Consider the following 20,007-nt stretch of genomic DNA (forward strand, 5'->3'; position numbering starts at 1 on the left):
AGCAGCCGGCGGGCAGAGAAGTCAGGTGACCCATGGCCGGCAACAGCCAGCGCAGAAACCGCCGCACGTCCGGCAAGAAGGGCATGCAGGTCGGCAGCGGCGGCCAGCGTCGCCGAGGCCTGGAGGGCAAGGGGCCGACTCCGCCCGCCTCGGCCCGCAAGGGGCATATCAAGAACCGGCTGGCCAACGAGAAGGCGCGGCGGGCGGCGGCCCGCCCCAAGCGCCGCGCCGGATCGGGCAGCAGCGAGATGGTGGTCGGCCGCAACTCGGTGGCGGAGGCGCTGCGGGAGGGCGTCCCGGCGACCAAGCTGCACGTCCAGCAGTACATCGACAGCGACGAGCGGGTGCGGGAGGCGCTGCAGGCCGCCGTCGACCGGGGGCTGCCGCTGATGGAGGCGCCGCGACCGGAGCTGGACCGGATGACCGGCGGCCTCAACCACCAGGGCCTGGTGCTCCAGGTGCCGCCGTACGACTACGCCCACCCCGAGGACCTGGCGGCCGCCGCGCTGGACGACGGTGAGGACCCGCTCATCGTGGCGCTGGACGGGGTCACCGACCCCCGCAACCTGGGGGCCGTGGTGCGGTCGGTGTCGGCCTTCGGCGGGCACGGTGTGGTGGTGCCCGAGCGTCGCGCGGCCGGGATGACCGCGGCCGCCTGGAAGACCTCGGCGGGCACCGCGGCCCGTACCCCGGTCGCCCGGGCCACCAATCTCACCCGCGCGCTGGAGGCCTACCAGAAGGCCGGGCTGTTCGTGGTGGGGCTGGCCGCCGACGGTGAGGCCGAGATCCAGGACGTCGAGGCGCTGGACGGGCCGGTGGTGATCGTCGTCGGCAGCGAGGGCAAGGGGCTCTCCCGGCTGGTGAGCGAGACCTGTGACCTCCGGGTGCGGATCCCGATGCCGGGCGGCGCCGAGTCGTTGAACGCCGGGGTCGCCGCCGGTGTCGTGCTGTACGAGGCGGCCCGCCGCCGCTCCTGAGCCGTGCGGACCGGTGCGGCCGGCTGGGGGCGCCACCGGGAAGCTGGGCGCCGCGTCGGCACCGGGGAACCGGAGATCTTGACGGGTCTCGGACAGATCGGGGCAGTGCGGGCAGTGTCTTAACCGGGGGTCACTCGGTTAGATGAGTGTGGACACCAGAACACCTCGCTCTACCGGGGGCGGCTCGCCCGGTTTCAGCGGCGAGCCCGGGCTGAGCACGGTGAAGGTGCCGTGTGATCCCGCCCAGGTCATCGTCAACCACGCCAGCTTCCGGGTGCGGCTCGCCAGGCCGGTGCCAGGCGGTATCCCCGTGCCGGCCGCGCTCCGGCGGTCCGCCGCCACCACGCCTCCCCGACCGGTCGGCGCCACCCCGGCCGCGGGGTCGCGGCGCCGCACACCCGTGGTGTGGAGCGGACGGACCAGGCCCGGTGACCCGGCCGCCGGCCAACTCCTGCAGGCGGTCCGGAACACGGGAACGGGGCTGGACGGGACCGCGCCGTTCCCGGCCGTCGACGGTGCGGAGGACCCGGCGACCACCCAGGTCCTGCCGCAGCTCCGGGGCGACGCGCCGCAGCCGCCCGGAGTCGTCGCACCGCGCCAGCCGAGGCCACCGGAACCCGGGCCGCTGCTGGGGCTCCGACCGTTGCGCGGGCTGGAGTGGGAGGAGGCCGGATACGAGGGGGACGGCCTCGCCGGCGAGCGGGGAGCCGACCCGCCGCGGTCTCCCGCTGAGTTCGAGGAGCTGGCCGAACCGTGTCCGCCCGAGCCGCAGCCGCTCGAACCCTACCGAGCCGAGCCGTACCCGCCCGACGACGGCGGACCGCGGGCGTTGGTCGGGGAAGCCCCGGCCGGCCGTCGCCGTACCCTCCTGGAGCACCGCGCCTACGAGGAGTTCGACGCCGACCCGGAGACGGACCGGCAGACCGGGAGCGACCGGGCCACCGATGACCTCACGGCGGCCGGGAGCGGAGACGGCACGGGGGAGGGCCGCCGGGGGCGGCGGCGCTCCGCGGACGCCGTCCGGCACGCCTACTACCCCGACCGCCGGATCAACCTCGGCGTGGTGCTGCTGCCGCTCCGGGTCTTCCTCGGCCTGATCTCGGTCTACGCCGGTATGGGCAAGCTCTGCGATCCGGTCTACTTCGACGCCGCACAGGACGGCTCCCTGGTCTCCTGGCTGCGTTCGATGCGGCCCTGGTCGGTGGCGGCCCCGCTGCACGACCTGGCCCTGGCCCATCCGTTGGGCGCCGGGCTCACGGTGGCCTTCCTGCAGATCGTGGTGGGTGTGCTGACCATCTGCGGACTCTGGCAGCGGCTGGCGGCGGCGGTCGGCGCCCTGCTCTCGATCGCGCTCCTGCTGACCGTGAGCTGGCAGCAGGGGCCGGTCTACGAGTTGCCGGACATCATCTACCTCGCGGCCTGGAGCCCGTTGGTCATCGCGGGCGCACCGGTGTACTCGGTGGACGCCAGGCTGTCAGGGGAGGCCTGGCGCAGTCTCGGGCCCCGTGCCGAGCTGTGGGACCTCCGGCTGCGGGTCCTCAGGCGCGGCGCGGTGCTGGGAGCGATGATCGTCGGTGTCACCCTGCTGACCGGTTCGATGCTCGGCGGCGCCGTGCGGTCCACCGATCTCACCCGGCTGCCCGGACCGGAGGAGGCGCCCCGCAACCACCTGCCGGGCTCTCCGCTGCCGCAGCGGCCGGAACGCCGCCCGTCCCTGGACCCGTCCTCGGGTGCGGGTGCCCGCGAGACCGGAAGTCCCGCGAGCCCGGAGGCTTCGGTCTCGCCGTCCGCGCCGGAGGAGTCGGCCGGCGCGGCGACCTCCGGCCCGGCTCAGCCCACCCAGGGCACCGTCGGCCCGCCCGCCCGACAGCAGGCGCCCCCGCAGCAGCCGCCGAGCCGCACCGCGGGACCGGGGTCCACCGGCGGCTCGGCACCCGACCCGGGGAGCGGTGGTGACGAGGGCGCCGACGGGAGGACCGGCGGCGATCCCGACGAGGGCGCCCTGGGCGGTCTGCTCGGCTGATCCGGAGCGTGGTGCGGGTGGCCCCGGCCCGGGGCCACCCGCAGGGCGTCAGCTCTGGTGCGCCGCGAGTTCCCTGGCCGCCTCGGTGAGGTCCTTCTCGGTGTCGATGGCTCGCCAGTAGGCCCCCTGCGGCAGGGGATAGCCGGCGAGTCGGCGTTTCCGGGCCAGCCGCGGGAAGGTGGTGCGCTCGTGGTCGCCGCGGGTCGGGAGCATGGCGGCGAAGTTCGCGGAGAAGACGTAGACCCCGGCGTTGATGAGGTACGGCGAGGGGGGCGCCTCGATGAAGTCCACGACATGGCCGTACTCGTTGGTCTCCACCACGCCCCAGGGGATGCGGGGCCGGGCCAGCGAGAGCGTCGCCTCCGCACCGCGCTCGTGGTGGAAGTCGGCCATCTCCCGGAGCGAGAAACGCGTCCAGATGTCGCCGTTGGTGGCGTACCAGGGTTCGTCGGGACGCGGTAGATAGGCCGCGGCGTGTTTGAGACCGCCGCCGCGACCGAGTGGTTCGTCCTCGGTGACCGTGGTGACCCGGCAGGGCAGCCGGTCGGCGGTGGAGGTGAGCCACTCCTGGAGCACCTCCGCGAGGTGGCCGCAGGAGATGACCGCGTCGGTGACGCCCTCGGCGGCGAGCCAACCGAGTTGGTGGCCGATGATCGGCGTCCCGGTGCCCGGAATCTCGACCAGCGGTTTCGGCCGGTCGTCGGTGTACGGGCGCAATCGTGAGCCCTGGCCGCCGGCGAGGATCACGGCCTGGGTCGGGCGCGCGGAGGAAGCGTTGGAGTCACCTGTCATGAGCCGCACCATATGCGGTGTTGTGCCGCTGGCCGTACGCGCGCCGGGGGCGCGGCCGGTCGGAAGGCGACGAGGTGGGCTCGGGGGGAGAGCCGGGCCAGTTGCTGAGGTCCGGTCGGTTCCGTCAGTGCGCCGCCTGGGCCACGCCGTAGGCGAAGGAGGTGTCGCAGACGGGCCGGGAGAAGCTCTGGGCCCGCTCCACCGCGCTGCCGTACTTGGCCACGGCCGCCCGACCGAGCGCCCGGGCGATCCGGCCGCAGTGCTCGGCCAGCGAGGGGTCGCGTTCGGTGGCCTGCTGGAGGTGGGTCAGCGCCACGCCGGGGTCCTTCTCCCGGAGTTCGGCGATCAGCCGGTCGCGGAGCCGGTCCTGCGGAGTGCTGGCGGTCCCGGCGGGGCTTCGGTCGGTCTGCTCGGCGGAGGCGTTGAGCATCGAGGACTCGCCTTGCGGGGTGGACCAGTTGACCTGGCTGACCGCGAGAGTGCCGGAGAGTACCAGCACGACGGGGAGGGCGAGCGCGAGGGAGCGGCCGATTCGGCGGGCTACGGTGTTCACGCGGCGATGGTAGCGATCCGTAGTCGAAATGCCACATTCCGTCACTCGGGCGAGGGAGCTGCGGAGAGGGCCTTGGGCGACTGTTCGACCGGGGCGGGAACGGTGGGTGTGGACGGGGGCGAGCCCGATGCGCCCGAGCGGGCCCGAAAGGGCGGACGGCGCCGCACACCCCGTCAGCCGGGGGCGCGACGCCGTCGACCGCTGACTTCGGCAGCGGCACTGCTCAGTCGGTGAGACGGGTCCCGCTGGAGGTGGAGAAGACGTGGATCTCGTCCGGGCGCGGCACGACGTGGAGCGTGCTGCCCTTCTCCGGGATCTTGCGGCCGGGCACCCGGACCACCAGGTCCTTCTCGGAGTCGCCGACCTTGGCGGTGCCGTAGACGTAGCCGTCGGCGCCGAGCTCCTCGACGACGTTGACGGCCACGGCGAGACCGGCCGGCGCCTCGTCGCTCTCCTTGCTGAGCGACTGGGCGGTGGCGCCGTCCTGCTCGACGACGTCGAAGTGCTCCGGGCGGACGCCGACGGTGACCGTGCGGTCTCCGCTGTCGGCGGCAGTCGACAGCGCCTCGCGGGAGACCGGCACCACGCTGTTGCCGAACTTCACGCCGCCGTCGGTGATCGGCACCTCGACGAGGTTCATGGCCGGGGAGCCGATGAAGCCGGCGACGAAGAGGTTGGCCGGGCGGTCGTACATGTTCCGCGGGGAGTCGACCTGCTGGAGCAGCCCGTCCTTGAGCACCGCCACCCGGTCACCCATGGTCATGGCCTCGACCTGGTCGTGGGTGACGTAGACGGTGGTGATGCCGAGCCGGCGCTGCAGCCCCGCGATCTGGGTCCGGGTGGAGACCCGGAGCTTGGCGTCGAGGTTGGAGAGCGGCTCGTCCATCAGGAACACCTGGGGCTCCCGGACGATGGCGCGGCCCATGGCGACGCGCTGGCGCTGACCACCCGAGAGCGCCTTCGGCTTGCGGCCCAGGTAGTCGGTGAGGTCGAGGATCTTGGCGGCGTCCTCGACCTTCTTGCGGATCTCCGACTTGTTGACGCCGGCGATCTTGAGGGCGAAGCCCATGTTGTCGGCGACGGTCATGTGCGGGTAGAGCGCGTAGTTCTGGAACACCATGGCGATGTCCCGGTCCTTGGGCGGCAGGTGCGTGACGTCCCGCTCCCCGATGCGGATCGAGCCCGCGTTGACGTCCTCAAGCCCCGCGAGCATCCGCAGCGAGGTGGACTTGCCGCACCCGGAGGGCCCGACCAGGACGAGGAACTCGCCGTCGGCGATCTCGATGTTGAGCTTGTCGACCGCGGCCTTGCCGGAGCCGGGGTAGACGCGTGTCGCGTTGTCGAACGTGACCGTAGCCATGGTGTTTCCCTTCACCGGCAGGAACGTGCCGGACGATCCGAGTAAAGGTGAGGCGTTGGGAGCCGCCGCCGGTCCGCCGCCCTCGCGAACGGTGGCTGCCGATCGACGGCTGCGGTTGGTCCACACCAGGTGGACTGCTGGGTGACGCTACCCGGCCCACCTGCGGCTTGTCAGTAGCGGTGCGGTCTCGATCGCGCCGCGCCCGACCGCGGTGTACGGAGCGTGGCGCGGGTTCCGGGGCGGAGGGGCGCCCGGTCTGCTCCTCAGATGACGCCCGCGGCGGCGCGCGGTGACCCCGGCGGTACGGCGGTCCGGCTGTGTAGAGTGGTGGTGCCCCGCGCTCGGCACCGGATCGAGGCGGCACGCGCCGACTTAGCTCAGCTGGTAGAGCACCGCTCTTGTAAAGCGAAGGTCGTCGGTTCGAGTCCGACAGTCGGCTCGACTGTGAGCAGGAAGAACGCCCCGGACCGATCCTGGTCCGGGGCGTTCGGCGTCCGTGGACGGCGTCGGCGAGGTCGGTCAGCCCTGGTCGACGCTCCGCTTCCACGGCCGGTTTCCAGGTGGCTGACGCCGCTTCCCGACGGGTGTCCTGCGCGAGCGTCCCGGCTCGGCGGTTGTCTTCCCTCGGAAGGTCTACCTGGTTGAGCCAAGGAGGCAGGTGGGGTGAAGGGCATGTGGAAGCACGGGTGCGCCGTGAGCCAGTGCTGTATCGCCGGTGTCTTGTGCGTGGCGTGGATGTAGCAGACCAGGTGCACCTCCAGTCCCTCGGGCACCTCCTTGTCGATGCGGGCGAGGGCCATCGGCGGGCCCCTCAGGGGCAGGTGACGACCTGGCCCGCCCAGGACAGGCCTCCGCCGAAGCTGAACAGCAGCACGGGGGCGCCCGCGGGGACCTCGCCGCGCTCGACGAGCTTGGACAACGCGAGCGGGACCGAGGCGGCGGAGGTGTTGCCCGAGTCGACGACGTCCCGGGCGATCACGACGTCATCGCGCAGTGCGAGGCGTCGGGTCAGTGCCTCGATGATCCGCAGATTGGCCTGGTGGGTGACGACTGCGGCGAGGTCGGTGGTGGCGATGCCGGCATGGCGGCAGGCGTCCTCGGCGATGGCGGGCAGTTCGCTGGTGGCCCAGCGGAAGACCGCCTGGCCTTCCTGGGTGAACTTCGGCTGCCAGGCGTCCTGCAGCCGCACCGCGTTCCCGCGGGTCGGGTCGGAGCCCCAGACGACGAGGCCGATGCCCTCGTGGTCCGCCTCCGTCGAACTGATGAGGGCTGCGCCCGCGCCGTCGCCCAGGAGAACGCAGGTACTGCGGTCACTCCAGTCGGTGACGTCGGACATCTTTTCGGCGCCGATGACGAGGGCGTGCCGGGCCGCTCCCGCCTTGAGTGAGTGATCCGCGCAGGCGAGGGCCGTGGTGAAGCCGGCGCAGCCGTTGTTCAGATCGAAGCAGACGGCGGATGGGATCTCCAGGCGAGCGGCGACCTGGGCAGCGATGGAGGGGCAGCGGTCAACGGCGGAGCAGGTCGCGACAGTCACCAAGCCGATTTCTGCCGGTGCGAGACCGGAGGTGACCAGAGCCTTCGCCGCGGCGGCTGCGGCCATGTCGGTGACGGACTCGTCCTCGCGCGCGATCCTGCGGGTGGCGATCCCGGTGCGCTGACGGATCCAGTCGTCGCTGGTCGCCACGAGTTGCTCCAGGTCCGCATTGCTCAGCACTCGGGACGGCTGATGGTGGCCCATCGCAGCGATACGGGTTCCCGGCATGGAGTTTCTCCTCGGTCGGACTGCGCGGCAGGTCGGGCAATGCCCGCCGGAATATAGCAACCGATCGGTCGGAAGCTAAAGAGGTGGCGAGCGACTAGCATGGCTTGTCATGAGTCCTCGCAACTCCGTCCTTGAGGCCGGCCGCACCCGTCAGCGCATCGTTGACCGTGGTCTGACTCTCGCGTCCGTGAATGGCCTGGAGGGGCTGACCATCGGCCGACTGGCAACCGAACTGGGGATGAGCAAGGCGGGAGTGCTCGGCCACTTCGGTACGAAGGAGAGCCTGCAACTCGCCGTCGTCGACGCCGCGGCGGAGATGTTCGCCCGCGAGGTGCCGCAACGAGCCCGGGGCGTGCCGCCGGGACTGGCGCACCTGAGCGCGTTGTGTGAGGCATGGGTGTCGTATCTGGAACGTGAGTTGCTGCCCGGCGGCTGCTTCTTCACCGCCGTGGCGGCGGAGTTCGACGGCCGCGGCGGACCGGTGCGTGATGCCATCGCCGGCCTGGACTCACTCTGGCGCCGCGACCTGAGCATCCACATCCGTCGCGCCGTCAACGTCGGCGAACTGCCGACGGATACTGACCCCGGCCAACTGGTGTATGAGCTGGTCGGGATCATGCTGGCTCTCAACCACTCCCTGCAGCTCCATCACGACGAGCGAGCACCTGGGCGTGCCCGACGCGCAGTGCGACGGCTTCTGGAAGTGCACTGACGCACCTTCACGAGACCACCCCTCAGTCGGGGCGAAGGGATCTTTGACCCGCGGCCTCTCGGCCGCCGATGTCACTCAGCGCTCGCGCGGATTCTCGCCGTGCGCCCACCAGGGATTACGGGACAACCCTTACGTGTGGCCGGTCGTCCCCGTCGCTCGGTGGACAGCGGTGCCCGGGTGCCTGGTTGCTTCCGCTGCTCCAGCCACCGTCCGATGTCGTCGCCCTGGAAGGCATATCGGGCGCGATGTCGGGCAGCACGCCGCCGGCGTCGACCAGACCGGCGAGGACGCGGTAGTGCCGCTGCCAGCTGGGCGGCCAGGGGCAGTCAGTCGGGGTCGATCGCCGCCAGCTGTCGGGCCGTCACGCTCGGCGAGAAGTCCCGCAGGTTCACCGCGGCGGTCGGGTTCTCGCGTTCCACTGGTGCGTGATGTCCTTCAGCGCCGCCTCGAAGGACGGATCACGCCCGGCGTCGGAGGTCATGGGGGCGGGCAGGCGGAACGAATCCCCGTCGTGGCGACTGACGCGGATCCAGTAGTCGTACCTTCCGTGGAATCCGCCCACCTTGTCCACGGTGATCTCCGAGATCTCGTGCCAGGCGGCGGCGGAGCCGCCGAACGGCTTCCGCGCCTGGACGCCGTCCGCGTCCACGATCGTCCGCCCGAGCGCCATACGGGCCAGCCACGGGGCTGCTGGAATCCCCATCAGGCCGAATGCCGAGGGGAACGAGCCGATAGAGGTCTCTCGTGACCACCCTGTCTGCAGAGCGAAGACGGAGTAGGCGGACAACACGAGCGCGGCTCCGAACCACAACCACCAGGTGCGCCGCTGAGCAGGTCTGTATTCGATTTTCTGCACGATTCCACCATAGGTCAGCGCTGCCGGTTCAGGGCTTGGTCGGTCGCGGTCCCGCCAGCTCGGTGCCGTGCAGTGCGGGGTGGCGTCCCTGCCGCCGCGGCCACCCGAGGAGCGGTGGCGCCCCGCGGAACACCGGTCAGCAGGGCGCGGGTCAGTCCCCGTGCGGCCGGGCGATCGCCGCGGCGGCGGGGCCGGGGGCCTCGATGTCGGTCACCGTCCACAGCTGCGGGGTGCCCGGTGCGCCGGCGGTGATCCGCACCGGACCGTCCTGCTCCGGGTGGCTCTCGACCAGCGTCAGATCGGTGACCATGCCGATGCCCACCGCCTTGAGCACCGCTTCCTTCCGGGTCCAGCAGCGCAGGAAGGCCCGGGTGCGGTCGTCCTCGCCCGCGAGCGAGCCGAGGTGCGCGCTCTCGGCGGGCGAGAGGGCGGACGGGGCGAGGAGTTCGGTGCGCACGTCACGGACGCGCTCCACGTCGAGGCCGACCGGGGAGTCGGCTACCGCGAGGCCGCCGATGCCGGGGGTGTGCGAGACGCTGATCCACAGGTCGTTGGCGGGGTGGACGACCGCCGGAGGACCGTGGTCGCCGTCGCCGCACTCGGGGCAGGCGCGGCGGCCGAGCTCTATTCGTTCCGGAGTGGTGCCGAGCACGTCGGCGAGGATGCGGCGGACGGCTGCTCGGTAGGTGATGAACTCGGTCGCGCGGGCCGAGGACCGCATGCGCGCGGCGCGCTCACGTTCGGCGGGGCCGAGTAGGTCGAAGTCGGCCGGGACGGCCGCATCGGGCGTCTTCCACCACCAGACGTCGGTGTTGGCGAGCGTCGTCGGCGTGATCATCGCGGCACTCTATCCGGCCGGGACGGCCGACTCGCAGCGGGGCGGGAAAGGTTGAGCCAGGCATTGGCATCAAGCGGCCAATCAATTGGAGGAATGATCGCTGAACGTCGTTGTGTGAATGCGCTCCGTCATCGCGCTCGCGGTTATATCCGAAAAGGCACATCCGGGCGTGCAGCAAGGTGACATGAGTGTGCCGTTTTGTTACCTGCGTAGTACGTGGTCCGGAAACGCCGTGGCGCTGACGGGGTTTGAACTGTGGGCGGAGCGTTGACTGGCTCAGGGCCAGCGAACTAATGTCGGCGCGGTAGCCGCCCGGACTGTGCGGGGCCTTTTGGGGTTGTGACCGGGCGGTTCGCGACCTTTAACGCCAGATCAATTCTGGGTGTTGCAGGCGTGGACAGAAGGTGTTTCGACTTCCGTTAACGTCCGTGCGGCCATTTTGACACAACGACCGGTGAGGCTGCGGCGGACCGAATGTTGTGGACCCAGGGGGATTCATGGCTGACCTGCTGACGACACCCGATACCTCAAGACGGGATGAGGTCGAACTCGCGTTGATGCAGGCGCGGGAGCTGATCGAGTCCACCGTTTCCATCCACCGCAGCAGGCCGGCCCAGCGTTCGCTGATCGTGATGGGTTCCGACGACCGCTCGCTGGCGGAGGCCGTCCAACGCCTGGTGGGTGGGGCCCGACACAGCGTCAGCGTCGCTCTGCCGGGAGGCCCCGGGCAGGAGCAGGACGTGCTCCGCACCTCGCTCGGCGTGCTGTCGGCCGCCGCCCGCCGAGGGGTTCGGGTCCGCCTCCTCACCGGGCCGCGGATGCTCCCGGCGGCGGAGGCCTTCGCCGCGGAGAACGGTGAGCCGGAGTGCGAGGTGCGGGTGGTGCAGGGGGAGTTGCAGCCCACCTTGGTGGTGGACGGCCGTATCGCGCTGGTGCGTCCGGCCGCCGAGCGGGCCCGTCGGCACACCTCGCTGGTCCGGGATCCGGCGGCGGTGCGGGCGCTCGACCTGCTCTTCGCCGGGGCGTGGAGCAGCGCCGTCCGGCTGGCCGAGCACGTGCGGCTGAACGAGAGCCTGCGGGGCGAGTTCGTCGGCCGGATCCTGGAGCGGCTCTGTGCCGGGCGCACCGACGAGACGGCCGCCAGGGAGATCCAGGTCTCGCTGCGCACCTACCGCCGGCACGTCGCGGAGATCATGCGCGCCCTGGGGGCGAGTTCGCGCTTCCAGGCGGGCGTCCGGGCGGTCGAGTTGGGCCTGCTGCCGGCGCGCTGAGCCGTTCACGGCCGGCGCTCCCGAGCCGGCTCGGACGCTCGGCGTCCGCAGGATCAGGCGGGTTTCCCGACGGAGTCACGGGGTGAGTTGGGTGAAGGACGGTTTGCTGCCGGAGCAACGAACCGGGCGGCACGAGGAAGAGGACGGCGTGAGCCCGGCCGAGCTGGGCGACGACCTGGAACAGGCGCTGCTGGAGGTGCGGAGCCTGATCGAGACCACCGTTCTCAAACACCGGGACCGGCTGTCGCGGCGTTCTCTGGTCTCCGAGGTGAAGGCTGAGGCGAAGGCGATCTCGGCGGCCGCGGCGGAGATCATCAGTGAGGCGACGGAGAGTGTCGACGTCGTGCTCGCGGGGGACGGCGCACCGGCCGCGGCGGTGCAGTCGGCGCTCTGCGGGCTGCTGGAGGAGGGCGATGAGCAGCTCCGGGTGCGGGTGTTGTGCACCCAGGCGGTGCTCAACTCGGACATCGTCCGCTGCCCGCTCCGCGGGGACGGCCGACTCCAGGTGCGGATCGCCCGGTTCCCGATGCTGGCGGCGGTGATCGTCGACGGCAAGGCGGCGCTGGCCTGCGCGGAGTCGGCGAGCGGCCGACGGGCCTCGGTGATCCGGGCGCCGGCCGTGATCCGCACGCTGCTGACGCTCTTCGACGGCGTCTGGCGGAACGCGGTCGTCGCCACCGACCGGTTGGACTTCGGTGACCGGGCGCGAGCCGAGATCAGCCGGCGCATCCTGGAGAAGTTGTGCGCCGGGGTGACCGATGAGGTGGCCGCTCGGGATTTGTCGGTTTCGGTGCGCACCTACCGGCGCTACGTCGCCGAGATCATGGTGCTGCTCGATGCCAGTTCGCGATTCCAGGCCGGGGTGCGGGCCGCGGAGTTGGGACTGCTGGCGGGCCGCCCCAGATCGCGTGGCAGCTTCCTGTAACGGGCGTTGATGGGGAGGGGTTCGGGCCGTTAGATATGACGGTCGGGATTCAAGCGGAAAGCTAAATTCCGGAATCCCCCATGTGGAAGGTGAATCCATTGAGTGCCGAACCGATCGGTCGGGCGTTTCCGCTTCCGGGAACGCGCCGCCGGGAGGCCCTCGGGCGTGGGACGGCCACGCCGCCGCGGCTTGCCGCGGCTGTCGTTGAAGAGGCCCGGACGGGCGGTCTGGTGAAGGAGTCCCGCGGATGACCGCAGTCGGCACCGAGAACAAGTGGTTCCGCCGGTACCCGGCGACCGGGGTGCTGCGGAAGCGGCTGGTGGTCCTGCCGCACGCGGGCGGTTCGGCCACCTTCTACCACTCCTGGGGGCAGGCCTTCGGGCCCAATGTCGAAGTGCTGGTGGTCCGCTATCCCGGCCGCCAGGAGCGGCTGGTCGAGCCGTGCGTCGAGAGCATGGGCGCACTGGCCGACCAGGTAGCCGCCGCCTTGCTGCCGTTGGCCTCGCAGGTGCCGCTCGCCCTGTTCGGCCACAGCATGGGGGCCTCGTGCGCCTACGAGGTGGCCCTGCGGATGGAGAACCTCTACGGTGTCCGCCTCGCCGGGCTGTACGTCTCCGCCCGCTCGGCGCCGCACCGGGTCTCGCCCAAGCAGACCTACCTCGGGGGCGACGAGGCGCTGTTGGACGAGGTCAGGCGGCTCGGCGGCACGGACGCGGAACTGCTGACCGACCCCGACCTGTCGGAGTTGCTGATGCCCGCGATCCGTGCGGACTTCCGGATCGTCGGCACCTACGGCCCCCGCCCCGCCACCCCGGTCCGCTGCCCGGTCACGGCGTACGCGGGCGAGAGCGACCCGGCGGTGGAGCCGGCGGACGTCGCCGCCTGGTCCGAGGTGGCGCCCGCCGGATTCGAGTCGAAGGTGCTGCCGGGAGGGCATTTCTATCTCCTGGAGCAACACGACGCGGTGGTCGGCGACCTGGCCCGGCGACTCGACCCCGGCGGTTCCGGCGAATAATGCTTTAGCAGCTTGTTGCAGCCTGCCTTGTCCCTGTGCATCGGCGCCGTTAGAAACGACGCACGGAAGTTGTCTATCTGCCTTGCGACCAGCGAGGGCTTTTCCGGCGACGGAAATGTTGAAAGGTGCGAAAAGCGTGACTGAGAACCAGCGTGCCGAGCGTCTCGAGACCATGAAGGAAATCGTCTGCGACATTCTCGAAATCGAAGAAGACGAGGTCACCGAGACGAGCCTCTTCAAGGAGGACCACGGTGCGGACTCGCTGCGGGCCATTGAGATCCTCGCCGCTCTGGAGAAGGAGTTCGGCGTGGTGATCAACCAGTCGGAGCTTCCCCGCATGGTGAACCTGACCAGCGTGTACGAGGTCGTCGCGGAGTCGGCCGGCTGGTAATCGTGCCACCGCCGCCCCCCGTGGGCGGCGGATCCGGCCCGTGACGGTGGATTGGGAGGCAGAGATGTCGGCAGCAGTGCACGCCGAGGCCCAGGGGGGGATGGGACCGCACCGCGTGGTCCTCACCGGGCTCGGCGTGATCTCCAGCATCGGGCTGGGGGCGGAGCAGTTCCTACAGGGACTGCGTGAAGGGCGTAGCGGCGTCAAACCCATCACGGTGTTCGACACCGAGGGTTTCGCGCATGCCAACGGCTGCGAGGTCACCGACTTCGATCCGGAGCAGTGGATCAGCACCCTCGACCCGGGGCAGCTCGGCAGGGCGACGCAGTACTCGGCCGCCGCGGCCCGGATGGCGCTGGAGGACTCCGGTCTCGACATCGAGGAGCTGCGCGGGCAGCGCGGTCTGATCTCCATCGGCACCACCGACGGCGAGTCCTACGACCTCGACCAGCTGGTCGAGGTGGAGCTGGCCGACGGGCCGACCGCGTTCGACCCGGCCGCCGTCCGGCGGGTGCCGGCCGCCCGGCTCTCGGTCGCCGTCGCCCAGGAGCTCGGCCTGGAGAACGTCGAGGCGGTCACCGTCCCGACGGCCTGTGCCGCCGGGAACTACGCCATCGGCTACGGCTTCGACGTGGTCAGCTCCGGCGAGGCCGACTTCGCCTTCTGCGGCGGCGCCGACGCCATGTGCCGCAAGACCTTCGCCGGCTTCTACCGGGTCGGCACCATCGCCCCCGACCACTGCCAGCCCTTCGACATCGACCGCAAGGGCATCCTGACCGGCGAGGGCGCCGGGGTACTGGTGCTGGAGCGGCTGGAGTCGGCGCTGGCGCGCGGCGCCACCATCTACGCCGAGGTGCTCGGCTACGGCCTCAACTGCGACGCCTACCACCAGGTCGCCCCCAACCAGGCGAGTGTGGCCCGCTGCATGGAGCTGGCGCTGGAGAACTCCGGCGTCAAGCCGGAGCAGGTCGACCTGATCTCCGCGCACGGCACCGGTACCAAGGCGAACGACATCACCGAGGCGAGCGCCATCCGCGAGGTCTTCGGCGAGCGCGCGCCGCGCACCGTCTCCATGAAGTCGATGCTCGGACACAGCATGGGCGCGGCGAGCGCGCTGGCGGCGATCGGCTGCGCGCTGGCCATCTCCAACCGCTTCATCCCGCCGACCATCAACCACGTCACCACCGACCCCGAGTGCGATGTGGACTGCGTACCCAACCACGCGGTCGAGGCGGAACTCCGGGTCGTGCAGAACAACGGCCTGGCCTTCGGCGGCAACAACGCCGCGGTGCTCCTGGGCCGTTACGACGGAGCCGAGTCCGCCGCGGCACTGCCCGCCCTGGAGGCGTCATGACGAGTCGGCCCATCGTCGGGATGGGGGCGGTGGCCAGCACCGGCTCCGGCGTCGACGAGCTGTTCGAGAGCCTCTGCCAGGGCCGGAGCGGGCTCGCCGCACTGCACGGCTTCGACCACACCCGGTACCGCACCCGGCACGCCTACGAGGTGGACGACCGCCCGGTGGAGGGCGAGGACGTCCCGGCGCGTGCCACCGCACTGCTCACCACCGCCATCGCCGAGGCGCTGGCGGACGCCGGCGTCGGCGAGGACCTGAGCGGGGTGCCGGTGCTCATCGGCACCGGGCTGCGGGAACTGCGCACCGCCGAGCAGTGGTGGCGGGACGGCACCGAACTGACCGACGCCGGGCTGCACTTCGGCACCGCCCTGCGCGAGCGGTTCAACGCCGACGACACCCACACCTTCTCCAACGCCTGCTCGGCCTCGCTGTACGCGCTCGCGCTCGGATCCGATCTGCTGGAGCAGAGCGAGGACGAGGACGCCATGGTGGTCATCGCCGGCGTCGACGTGCTGACCGAGAGCATGTTCGGGCTGCTGGAGTGCGTCCAGCCGACCTCTCCGGACGCGGTCCGCCCCTTCGACCGGAACCGTGCGGGCGTGCTGATGGGCGAGGGCGCGGCGGCGATCGTGCTGCGCCGGGGCGAGCCGGCCGACGGTGCCTCGGTGCACGGCCGGGTCCGCGGAGTCGGGATCAACTGCGACGCCTACCACGTCACCGCCCCGTCCCCGCCCGGTATCGCCGAGGCGATGCGCACGGCGCACCGGAACGCCGGAGTCAAGCCCTCCGACGTGGATCTGGTGATGGTGCACGGCACCGGGACGCTGCTCAACGACGAGGCGGAGGCGACCGCCCTGGCCGAGGTGCTCGGCGAGGACGTGGAGCGCCCGCTGATGACCGCCGTCAAGTCGATGACGGGGCACACCTCCGGCGCCTCCGGGCTGCTGAATCTGATCGTGGGCCTGCGGGCCATGAACGAAGGGCGGGTGCCGCCGACCGTGGGCCTGGAGGATCCGGTGGACGAGGCCGCCAAGTTCCGGTTCGTCACCGGTGAGCAGCAGCGCGCCGCCATGAACGTGGCCCAGCTGAACGCCTTCGGTTTCGGCGGGATCAACGCCGTCGCGATCGTGGAGGCGGCCCGATGAGCGCCAAGGTCCTGGTGACCGGTGCCGCCGTGGTACTGCCGGGCGCCGACTCGGTGCGTGCGCTGGCCGCCGGCCCGGCGGCCGACGCGGAGCCCGTCGCCCCGGCCGAGCTGGTCGGGAAGAAGGGCCTGCGCTACAAGGACCGGGCCACCCAGCTCGGCTACTGCCTCGCGGACGCCGCGCTGCGGGACGCCGGGCTGGCCGGCGAGCGGGAGGTGCCGGACCAGAGCATCGGCGTGGTCGCCAGCTCCAACTTCGGCAACCTCGACACGGTCACCCGCGCGGTGGACACCATCCGTGAGGAGACGGTCTCCGGGGCCAGCCCCATGGACCTGCCCAACGCCTCCAGCAACGTGATCGCCTCCTCCATCGCCATCCGCTACAGCCTGCGCGGCCCCAACCTGATGGTGTGCAACGGCGCCACCGGCGGGCTGGACGCCCTGCACTGGGGCGCCACCATGATCGCGGCGGGCCGGGTGGAGCGGATGCTCGTGCTCGGCGTCGAGCCGGACAACGACGTGGTGCGGCGGCTGCTGGCCGGTGACCGGGCGGTGGACGGCGGCGCGGCCGTCGTCCTGGAGTCCGCGGACGCCGCCCGCGAGCGCGGCGCCACCTCCCGGGCCGCGCTCGGCCGGTACGTGCGCACCGCGGGGCTGGAAGGCGTCGTGACGCGGCTGGCCGGTTCCGCCGCCGCGCCCACCCGGTGGCAGCTGCCCGACCCGGTCGGCGCGCCGCCCGCCGCGGAGCTGCTGCCCGGTGTGGAGCGGGTCGCCCTCCCGGCCGAGGCCGGTCGGGCCTCCGGCGCCCTGGGGGTGCTCCAGTGCGCCGCCGCGGTGGGCTGGTTCGACGGCGGCGGCTCCGGCCCGGTGCTGGCGGTGTCCGGGACCGACACCGACGACGCCAGCGCCGGTCTGGTACTGCTCGCGCCCGAGGCGGCCTGATGCAGACAGGCGCTGAGGACCCGCGACCGGTCTCGGTGCGCAGACGCACCGAGCCGTCGCGGGGCGGGGCGGACGACCCACCTCCGCAGGCCCCGGCCGAGACGCGGCGGATGCTGCTCGTCCACGGCCTGGCCGCCAACGACTCGGTGTGGGACGCCTGCCTGGGTCTGCTCCCCGCCGACCACGAGGTGTGGACGGCCCGGCTCCCCTGGCGCGGCGAGAACATGGCCGCCTGGGGGCAGGACCCGGATCTGACGGCACGGCTGGACGAGGCGCTGCGCAAGGTGCCCGGCGGTCCCGACGTCGTCGTCGCGCACTCCATGTCGGCCAACGTCCTGCTGGAACTGCTCGACCGGAGCGGCCGGCAGGGCGTCGACCCGTTCGCCCACTACGGCATCGGCTCGCTGGTCCTGGTGGCGCCGTTCTACCGGCGCTCGGCCGAGGACTTCGACTGGAACGCCCTCAGCTACTACGTCAACGACTTCCACCTGATCATGGAGGAGGGGGTCCGGGCCCACTCCGCGGGCCGGTTCGCCCCCGAGATCCAGCGCGCCATGGGCCAGCGGGTCCGCGACCGGGTGGGGCCTTACGGCTGGCTGCGCTTCTTCGAGATGTACCTGCGCACCCCCCAGCTGCGGACCTCCGAGATCGCCGTGCCCTGCCTGGTGCTGGGCGGCGACACCGACTTCGCCGCGCCCCCGCGCGAGGGCGAGGCACTGGCCGCCGCGCTGCCCGACGCGCGGTTCCGCCTCCTGCCCGGCAGCGGGCACTTCCCCATGATCGAGGAGGCCGAGCGCTTCGCCTCCGAGATCGGCGCATTCGTCAACTCATCGGCGGACGCGGGCCGGTTGCGCGGTCCCGACGTCCTCAGCACTCTGGAGCCCCAAGCATGACCGCCGTCACCGGCACCGCCGTAAAGGCGCTTCTCACCTCTTCGACCACCGTGACCGTGCGGCCTCGCTACGAGGGGTCCAACATCGGCACCTGGATCGGCTTCAAGCACATCAACTACCTGATCGAGGAGGCCGTCCTCGACCACTTCCGGCAGGCCGGCCTGCCGGCCCGCGGGCTCTACGGCGACCACGGCCTGGGTCTCGACCTGGTTGGTCTCGACACCCGGATCCTCAGCTCGATCCACATGGACGACGAGGTCCGCGCCGAGGTGCGGCCGTTCACCCGGGACGGCGACGAGACCATCGGCTTCAAGGTGGCCCTGCACGTCGAGCGGGACGGCGTCGACGAGAAGGCCATCACCTCCAAGGTGCGGGTGTCGCTCCGGATCGACGACTACCTGGAGCCGGCCGCCGAGGTCCCCGCCGAACTGGCCGGGTACGCGGTGCGGAAGCTCGGTGACGACCTGGACGAGAAGCCGGCGGTCACCCCGGCCGAGGTGACCGCCGCGGTCGCCGAGGCGCTGTCCTCCCGGCCCGCGGAGGCCGACGGGACCGACCCGGTGCTGGCGGCGCTCACCGCCGGGCAGAACGCCTACGCCTGGAAGTGGCGGATCGGCTACCCCTACTGCCACTTCACCGAGCGGCTCCAGATGTCCGGCTACCTCCGGCTGATGGAGGAGGCCAAGGACCGCTTCGTCTACGACCGCGGCATCTCCATCAAGACGCTGCTGGACGAGTGCAAGTGGATCCCGGCCGTCCCGCACTCGCAGATCCGCATCCTCGACGAGGCGCGGATGGAGGAGGACCTCTACACGGTCTACACCGTCGAGAACATCTTCAAGGACTTCGTCTACACCTCCCGGATGGACTGCTACGTGGTCCGCGACGGCGAGCTCGTGCTGGTCGCGACGGGCAAGATCACCCACGGCTACGCGGTGATCGAGAACCGCCGTGACTGGGGCCTGGTCAGCTTCGACGAGCGGGTGCTCGCGGCCCTGCGCGGTGACGCGCGCTCCGCGTGACCGGGCACCGCGGCGGCAGCGACCGCCGGCACGACAACCGAAGGGTGTGTTCCGCATGACGTCATCCGCGGTCTCCGCCGCGACCGGCGAGCGTCGGCCGGTCATCACGGCCTGGTCGGCCGTCTCACCGTTCGGCATCGGCCGGACGGCCTTCAGCGAGGGGATGCGGGAACGCCGCACCACGGTCGCCGAGGTCGGCGAGGGCTTCGGGGCCACCCCCGAGGGCGCCGCCTGCACGGTGCCCGACTTCGACATCCGCAAGGTGCTCGGCCGCAAGGGCACCCGGTCGATGGACCGGGTCAGCGGGCTCACCGTGGTCGCGGTCGGGGCGCTGCTGGACGACGCCGAACGGAACCGGGCCGTCTCGACCGGGGAGCGCGCGGCGTTGGCGCTGGGGACCACCACCGGCAGCGCCCAGTCGATGATGGACTTCATCCGCGACTCCTACACCGGCGACCAGCCCTACTTCGTGGACCCGGCCCGGTTCCCGAACGCGGTGATGAACTGCGCCGCCGGGCAGAGCGCCATCTGGCACCAGCTCAAGGGGCCGAACACGACGATCGCCGGCGGGCACACCGCCGGCCTGCACGCGCTCAACTACTCCCGCCGACTGCTGGCCGCCGGCCGCGCGGAGACGGTGCTGTGCGGCGCCGCGGAGGAGTTCTCCTCGGCGCGTGCCTGGCTGGAGCACCACAGCAGCGAGGCCACCGACAGCACCCCGCACCTGGGCGAGGGCTGCGCGGTGCTGCTGGTCGAGCCGCCCGGCGGCGCGGACCAGCCGGTGCTCGCGGAGATCCTCGCCGTCGAGACGGCCGTCTGCCTGGACGGCGACGTGGGGCCGGTGCTCACCCAGTGCCTGCGCCGCGGGCTGCGGCGGGCCGAGGTCGAACTCTCCGAGATCGTCGCCGTCGCCCGCTCCGGTGCCCCGGGCAAGGAGGGGGAGGCGGAGCGGGCCGCCGTCCAGGAGGTGCTCGCCGACGCCTCGGCGGTCGATCTGAACCCCGCGGAACTGATCGGCGACACCGGCGCCGCGGCGGCCGCCTTCCAGGCGGCGGCCCTGCTCGCCTACGCCGAGGACCAGCCGGAGCGGGCCGCGGGCCGAGTGGGCGTGCTCACCTCGGTCGACCGCACCGGTTCGGTCGGCTGCGCCGTCATCGCACTGCGCTGACCGACCACC

At 71.7% G+C, this 20,007-nt stretch carries 19 protein-coding genes and 1 tRNA gene; 14 read left to right on the forward strand and 6 right to left on the reverse strand.

Annotated elements, in window-relative coordinates; translation table 11 throughout:
- Nucleotides 1-32 precede the first annotated feature (32 nt).
- A complete protein-coding gene (gene rlmB / locus BGP73_RS19780; RefSeq protein WP_069816812.1) occupies nt 33-977 on the forward strand; it encodes a 23S rRNA (guanosine(2251)-2'-O)-methyltransferase RlmB in 945 nt (314 codons plus the stop codon).
- Nucleotides 978-1,119: 142 nt separating this feature from the next.
- Nucleotides 1,120-3,000, forward strand: coding sequence for a DoxX family membrane protein (locus tag BGP73_RS19785; protein ID WP_079127699.1), 1,881 nt, complete (start codon nt 1,120-1,122; stop codon nt 2,998-3,000).
- Nucleotides 3,001-3,048: 48 nt separating this feature from the next.
- On the opposite strand, the gene BGP73_RS19790 is transcribed toward BGP73_RS19785, so the two are convergent.
- From BGP73_RS19790 to BGP73_RS19800, 3 genes are all read right to left on the reverse strand, one after another.
- Nucleotides 3,049-3,792, reverse strand: coding sequence for a nucleotidyltransferase family protein (locus BGP73_RS19790; RefSeq protein ID WP_069816815.1), 744 nt, complete (start codon nt 3,790-3,792; stop codon nt 3,049-3,051).
- 124 nt (nt 3,793-3,916) lie between these two features.
- Nucleotides 3,917-4,345: a hypothetical protein gene (locus tag BGP73_RS19795; RefSeq protein ID WP_069816818.1), complete on the reverse strand. Its 429-nt coding sequence runs from the start codon at nt 4,343-4,345 to the stop codon at nt 3,917-3,919.
- Nucleotides 4,346-4,568: 223 nt separating this feature from the next.
- Nucleotides 4,569-5,705, reverse strand: a complete 1,137-nt coding sequence (locus BGP73_RS19800; protein WP_069816820.1) for an ABC transporter ATP-binding protein — start codon at nt 5,703-5,705, stop codon at nt 4,569-4,571.
- A 366-nt stretch (nt 5,706-6,071) separates the two neighbouring features.
- Here BGP73_RS19800 and BGP73_RS19805 point away from each other — a divergent pair.
- Nucleotides 6,072-6,144 (forward strand) — tRNA-Thr (locus tag BGP73_RS19805).
- Between the two features lie 372 nt (nt 6,145-6,516).
- Here BGP73_RS19805 and BGP73_RS19810 read toward each other — a convergent pair.
- Complete coding sequence (locus BGP73_RS19810; RefSeq protein WP_069816822.1) at nt 6,517-7,467, reverse strand: beta-ketoacyl-ACP synthase III; 951 nt, start codon at nt 7,465-7,467, stop codon at nt 6,517-6,519.
- Nucleotides 7,468-7,576: 109 nt separating this feature from the next.
- Here BGP73_RS19810 and BGP73_RS19815 point away from each other — a divergent pair, with 109 nt between their 5' ends.
- Nucleotides 7,577-8,179, forward strand: a complete 603-nt coding sequence (locus BGP73_RS19815; protein ID WP_069816824.1) for a TetR/AcrR family transcriptional regulator — start codon at nt 7,577-7,579, stop codon at nt 8,177-8,179.
- A 388-nt stretch (nt 8,180-8,567) separates the two neighbouring features.
- Here BGP73_RS19815 and BGP73_RS19820 read toward each other — a convergent pair whose 3' ends face one another.
- On the reverse strand, nt 8,568-9,035 hold the full coding sequence (locus BGP73_RS19820; RefSeq protein ID WP_069816826.1) for a hypothetical protein: 468 nt from the start codon (nt 9,033-9,035) through the stop codon (nt 8,568-8,570).
- A 151-nt stretch (nt 9,036-9,186) separates the two neighbouring features.
- Entirely contained in the window at nt 9,187-9,873 is a 687-nt protein-coding gene (locus BGP73_RS19825; protein ID WP_069816828.1) for a 4'-phosphopantetheinyl transferase family protein, read from the reverse strand.
- A 497-nt stretch (nt 9,874-10,370) separates the two neighbouring features.
- Here BGP73_RS19825 and BGP73_RS19830 point away from each other — a divergent pair, with 497 nt between their 5' ends.
- The 10 genes from BGP73_RS19830 (at nt 10,371) to BGP73_RS19875 (ending at nt 19,998) form a co-directional block, all read left to right on the forward strand.
- On the forward strand, nt 10,371-11,144 hold the full coding sequence (locus BGP73_RS19830; RefSeq protein ID WP_069816830.1) for a helix-turn-helix transcriptional regulator: 774 nt from the start codon (nt 10,371-10,373) through the stop codon (nt 11,142-11,144).
- 82 nt (nt 11,145-11,226) lie between these two features.
- The gene (locus BGP73_RS19835) at nt 11,227-12,069 is read left to right on the forward strand and encodes a LuxR family transcriptional regulator (protein ID WP_244501285.1); all 843 of its coding nucleotides are present in this window, start codon (nt 11,227-11,229) and stop codon (nt 12,067-12,069) included.
- A gap of 247 nt (nt 12,070-12,316) precedes the next feature.
- Nucleotides 12,317-13,084, forward strand: a complete 768-nt coding sequence (locus tag BGP73_RS19840) for a thioesterase II family protein (protein WP_069816832.1) — start codon at nt 12,317-12,319, stop codon at nt 13,082-13,084.
- 172 nt (nt 13,085-13,256) lie between these two features.
- On the forward strand, nt 13,257-13,475 hold the full coding sequence (locus BGP73_RS19845) for an acyl carrier protein (RefSeq protein ID WP_374701171.1): 219 nt from the start codon (nt 13,257-13,259) through the stop codon (nt 13,473-13,475).
- Between the two features lie 64 nt (nt 13,476-13,539).
- Nucleotides 13,540-14,829, forward strand: coding sequence for a beta-ketoacyl-[acyl-carrier-protein] synthase family protein (locus BGP73_RS19850; RefSeq protein WP_069816836.1), 1,290 nt, complete (start codon nt 13,540-13,542; stop codon nt 14,827-14,829).
- A complete protein-coding gene (locus tag BGP73_RS19855) occupies nt 14,826-15,974 on the forward strand; it encodes a beta-ketoacyl-[acyl-carrier-protein] synthase family protein (protein ID WP_069816838.1) in 1,149 nt (382 codons plus the stop codon). Before BGP73_RS19850 ends, BGP73_RS19855 begins: the two co-directional genes overlap by 4 nt.
- Complete coding sequence (locus BGP73_RS19860) at nt 15,971-16,915, forward strand: beta-ketoacyl synthase N-terminal-like domain-containing protein (protein WP_069816840.1); 945 nt, start codon at nt 15,971-15,973, stop codon at nt 16,913-16,915. Before BGP73_RS19855 ends, BGP73_RS19860 begins: the two co-directional genes overlap by 4 nt.
- On the forward strand, nt 16,915-17,808 hold the full coding sequence (locus tag BGP73_RS19865; RefSeq protein ID WP_212732825.1) for an alpha/beta fold hydrolase: 894 nt from the start codon (nt 16,915-16,917) through the stop codon (nt 17,806-17,808). The genes BGP73_RS19860 and BGP73_RS19865 overlap by 1 nt, the downstream gene beginning before the upstream one ends.
- Nucleotides 17,805-18,830, forward strand: coding sequence for a hypothetical protein (locus tag BGP73_RS19870; protein ID WP_069816842.1), 1,026 nt, complete (start codon nt 17,805-17,807; stop codon nt 18,828-18,830). Before BGP73_RS19865 ends, BGP73_RS19870 begins: the two co-directional genes overlap by 4 nt.
- Nucleotides 18,831-18,885: 55 nt before the next feature.
- The gene (locus tag BGP73_RS19875; protein WP_069816905.1) at nt 18,886-19,998 is read left to right on the forward strand and encodes a beta-ketoacyl synthase N-terminal-like domain-containing protein; all 1,113 of its coding nucleotides are present in this window, start codon (nt 18,886-18,888) and stop codon (nt 19,996-19,998) included.
- Nucleotides 19,999-20,007 lie beyond the last annotated feature (9 nt).

This window comes from Streptomyces sp. TP-A0874 (assembly GCF_001748085.1).
Taxonomy (GTDB): Bacteria; Actinomycetota; Actinomycetes; order Streptomycetales; family Streptomycetaceae; genus Streptomyces.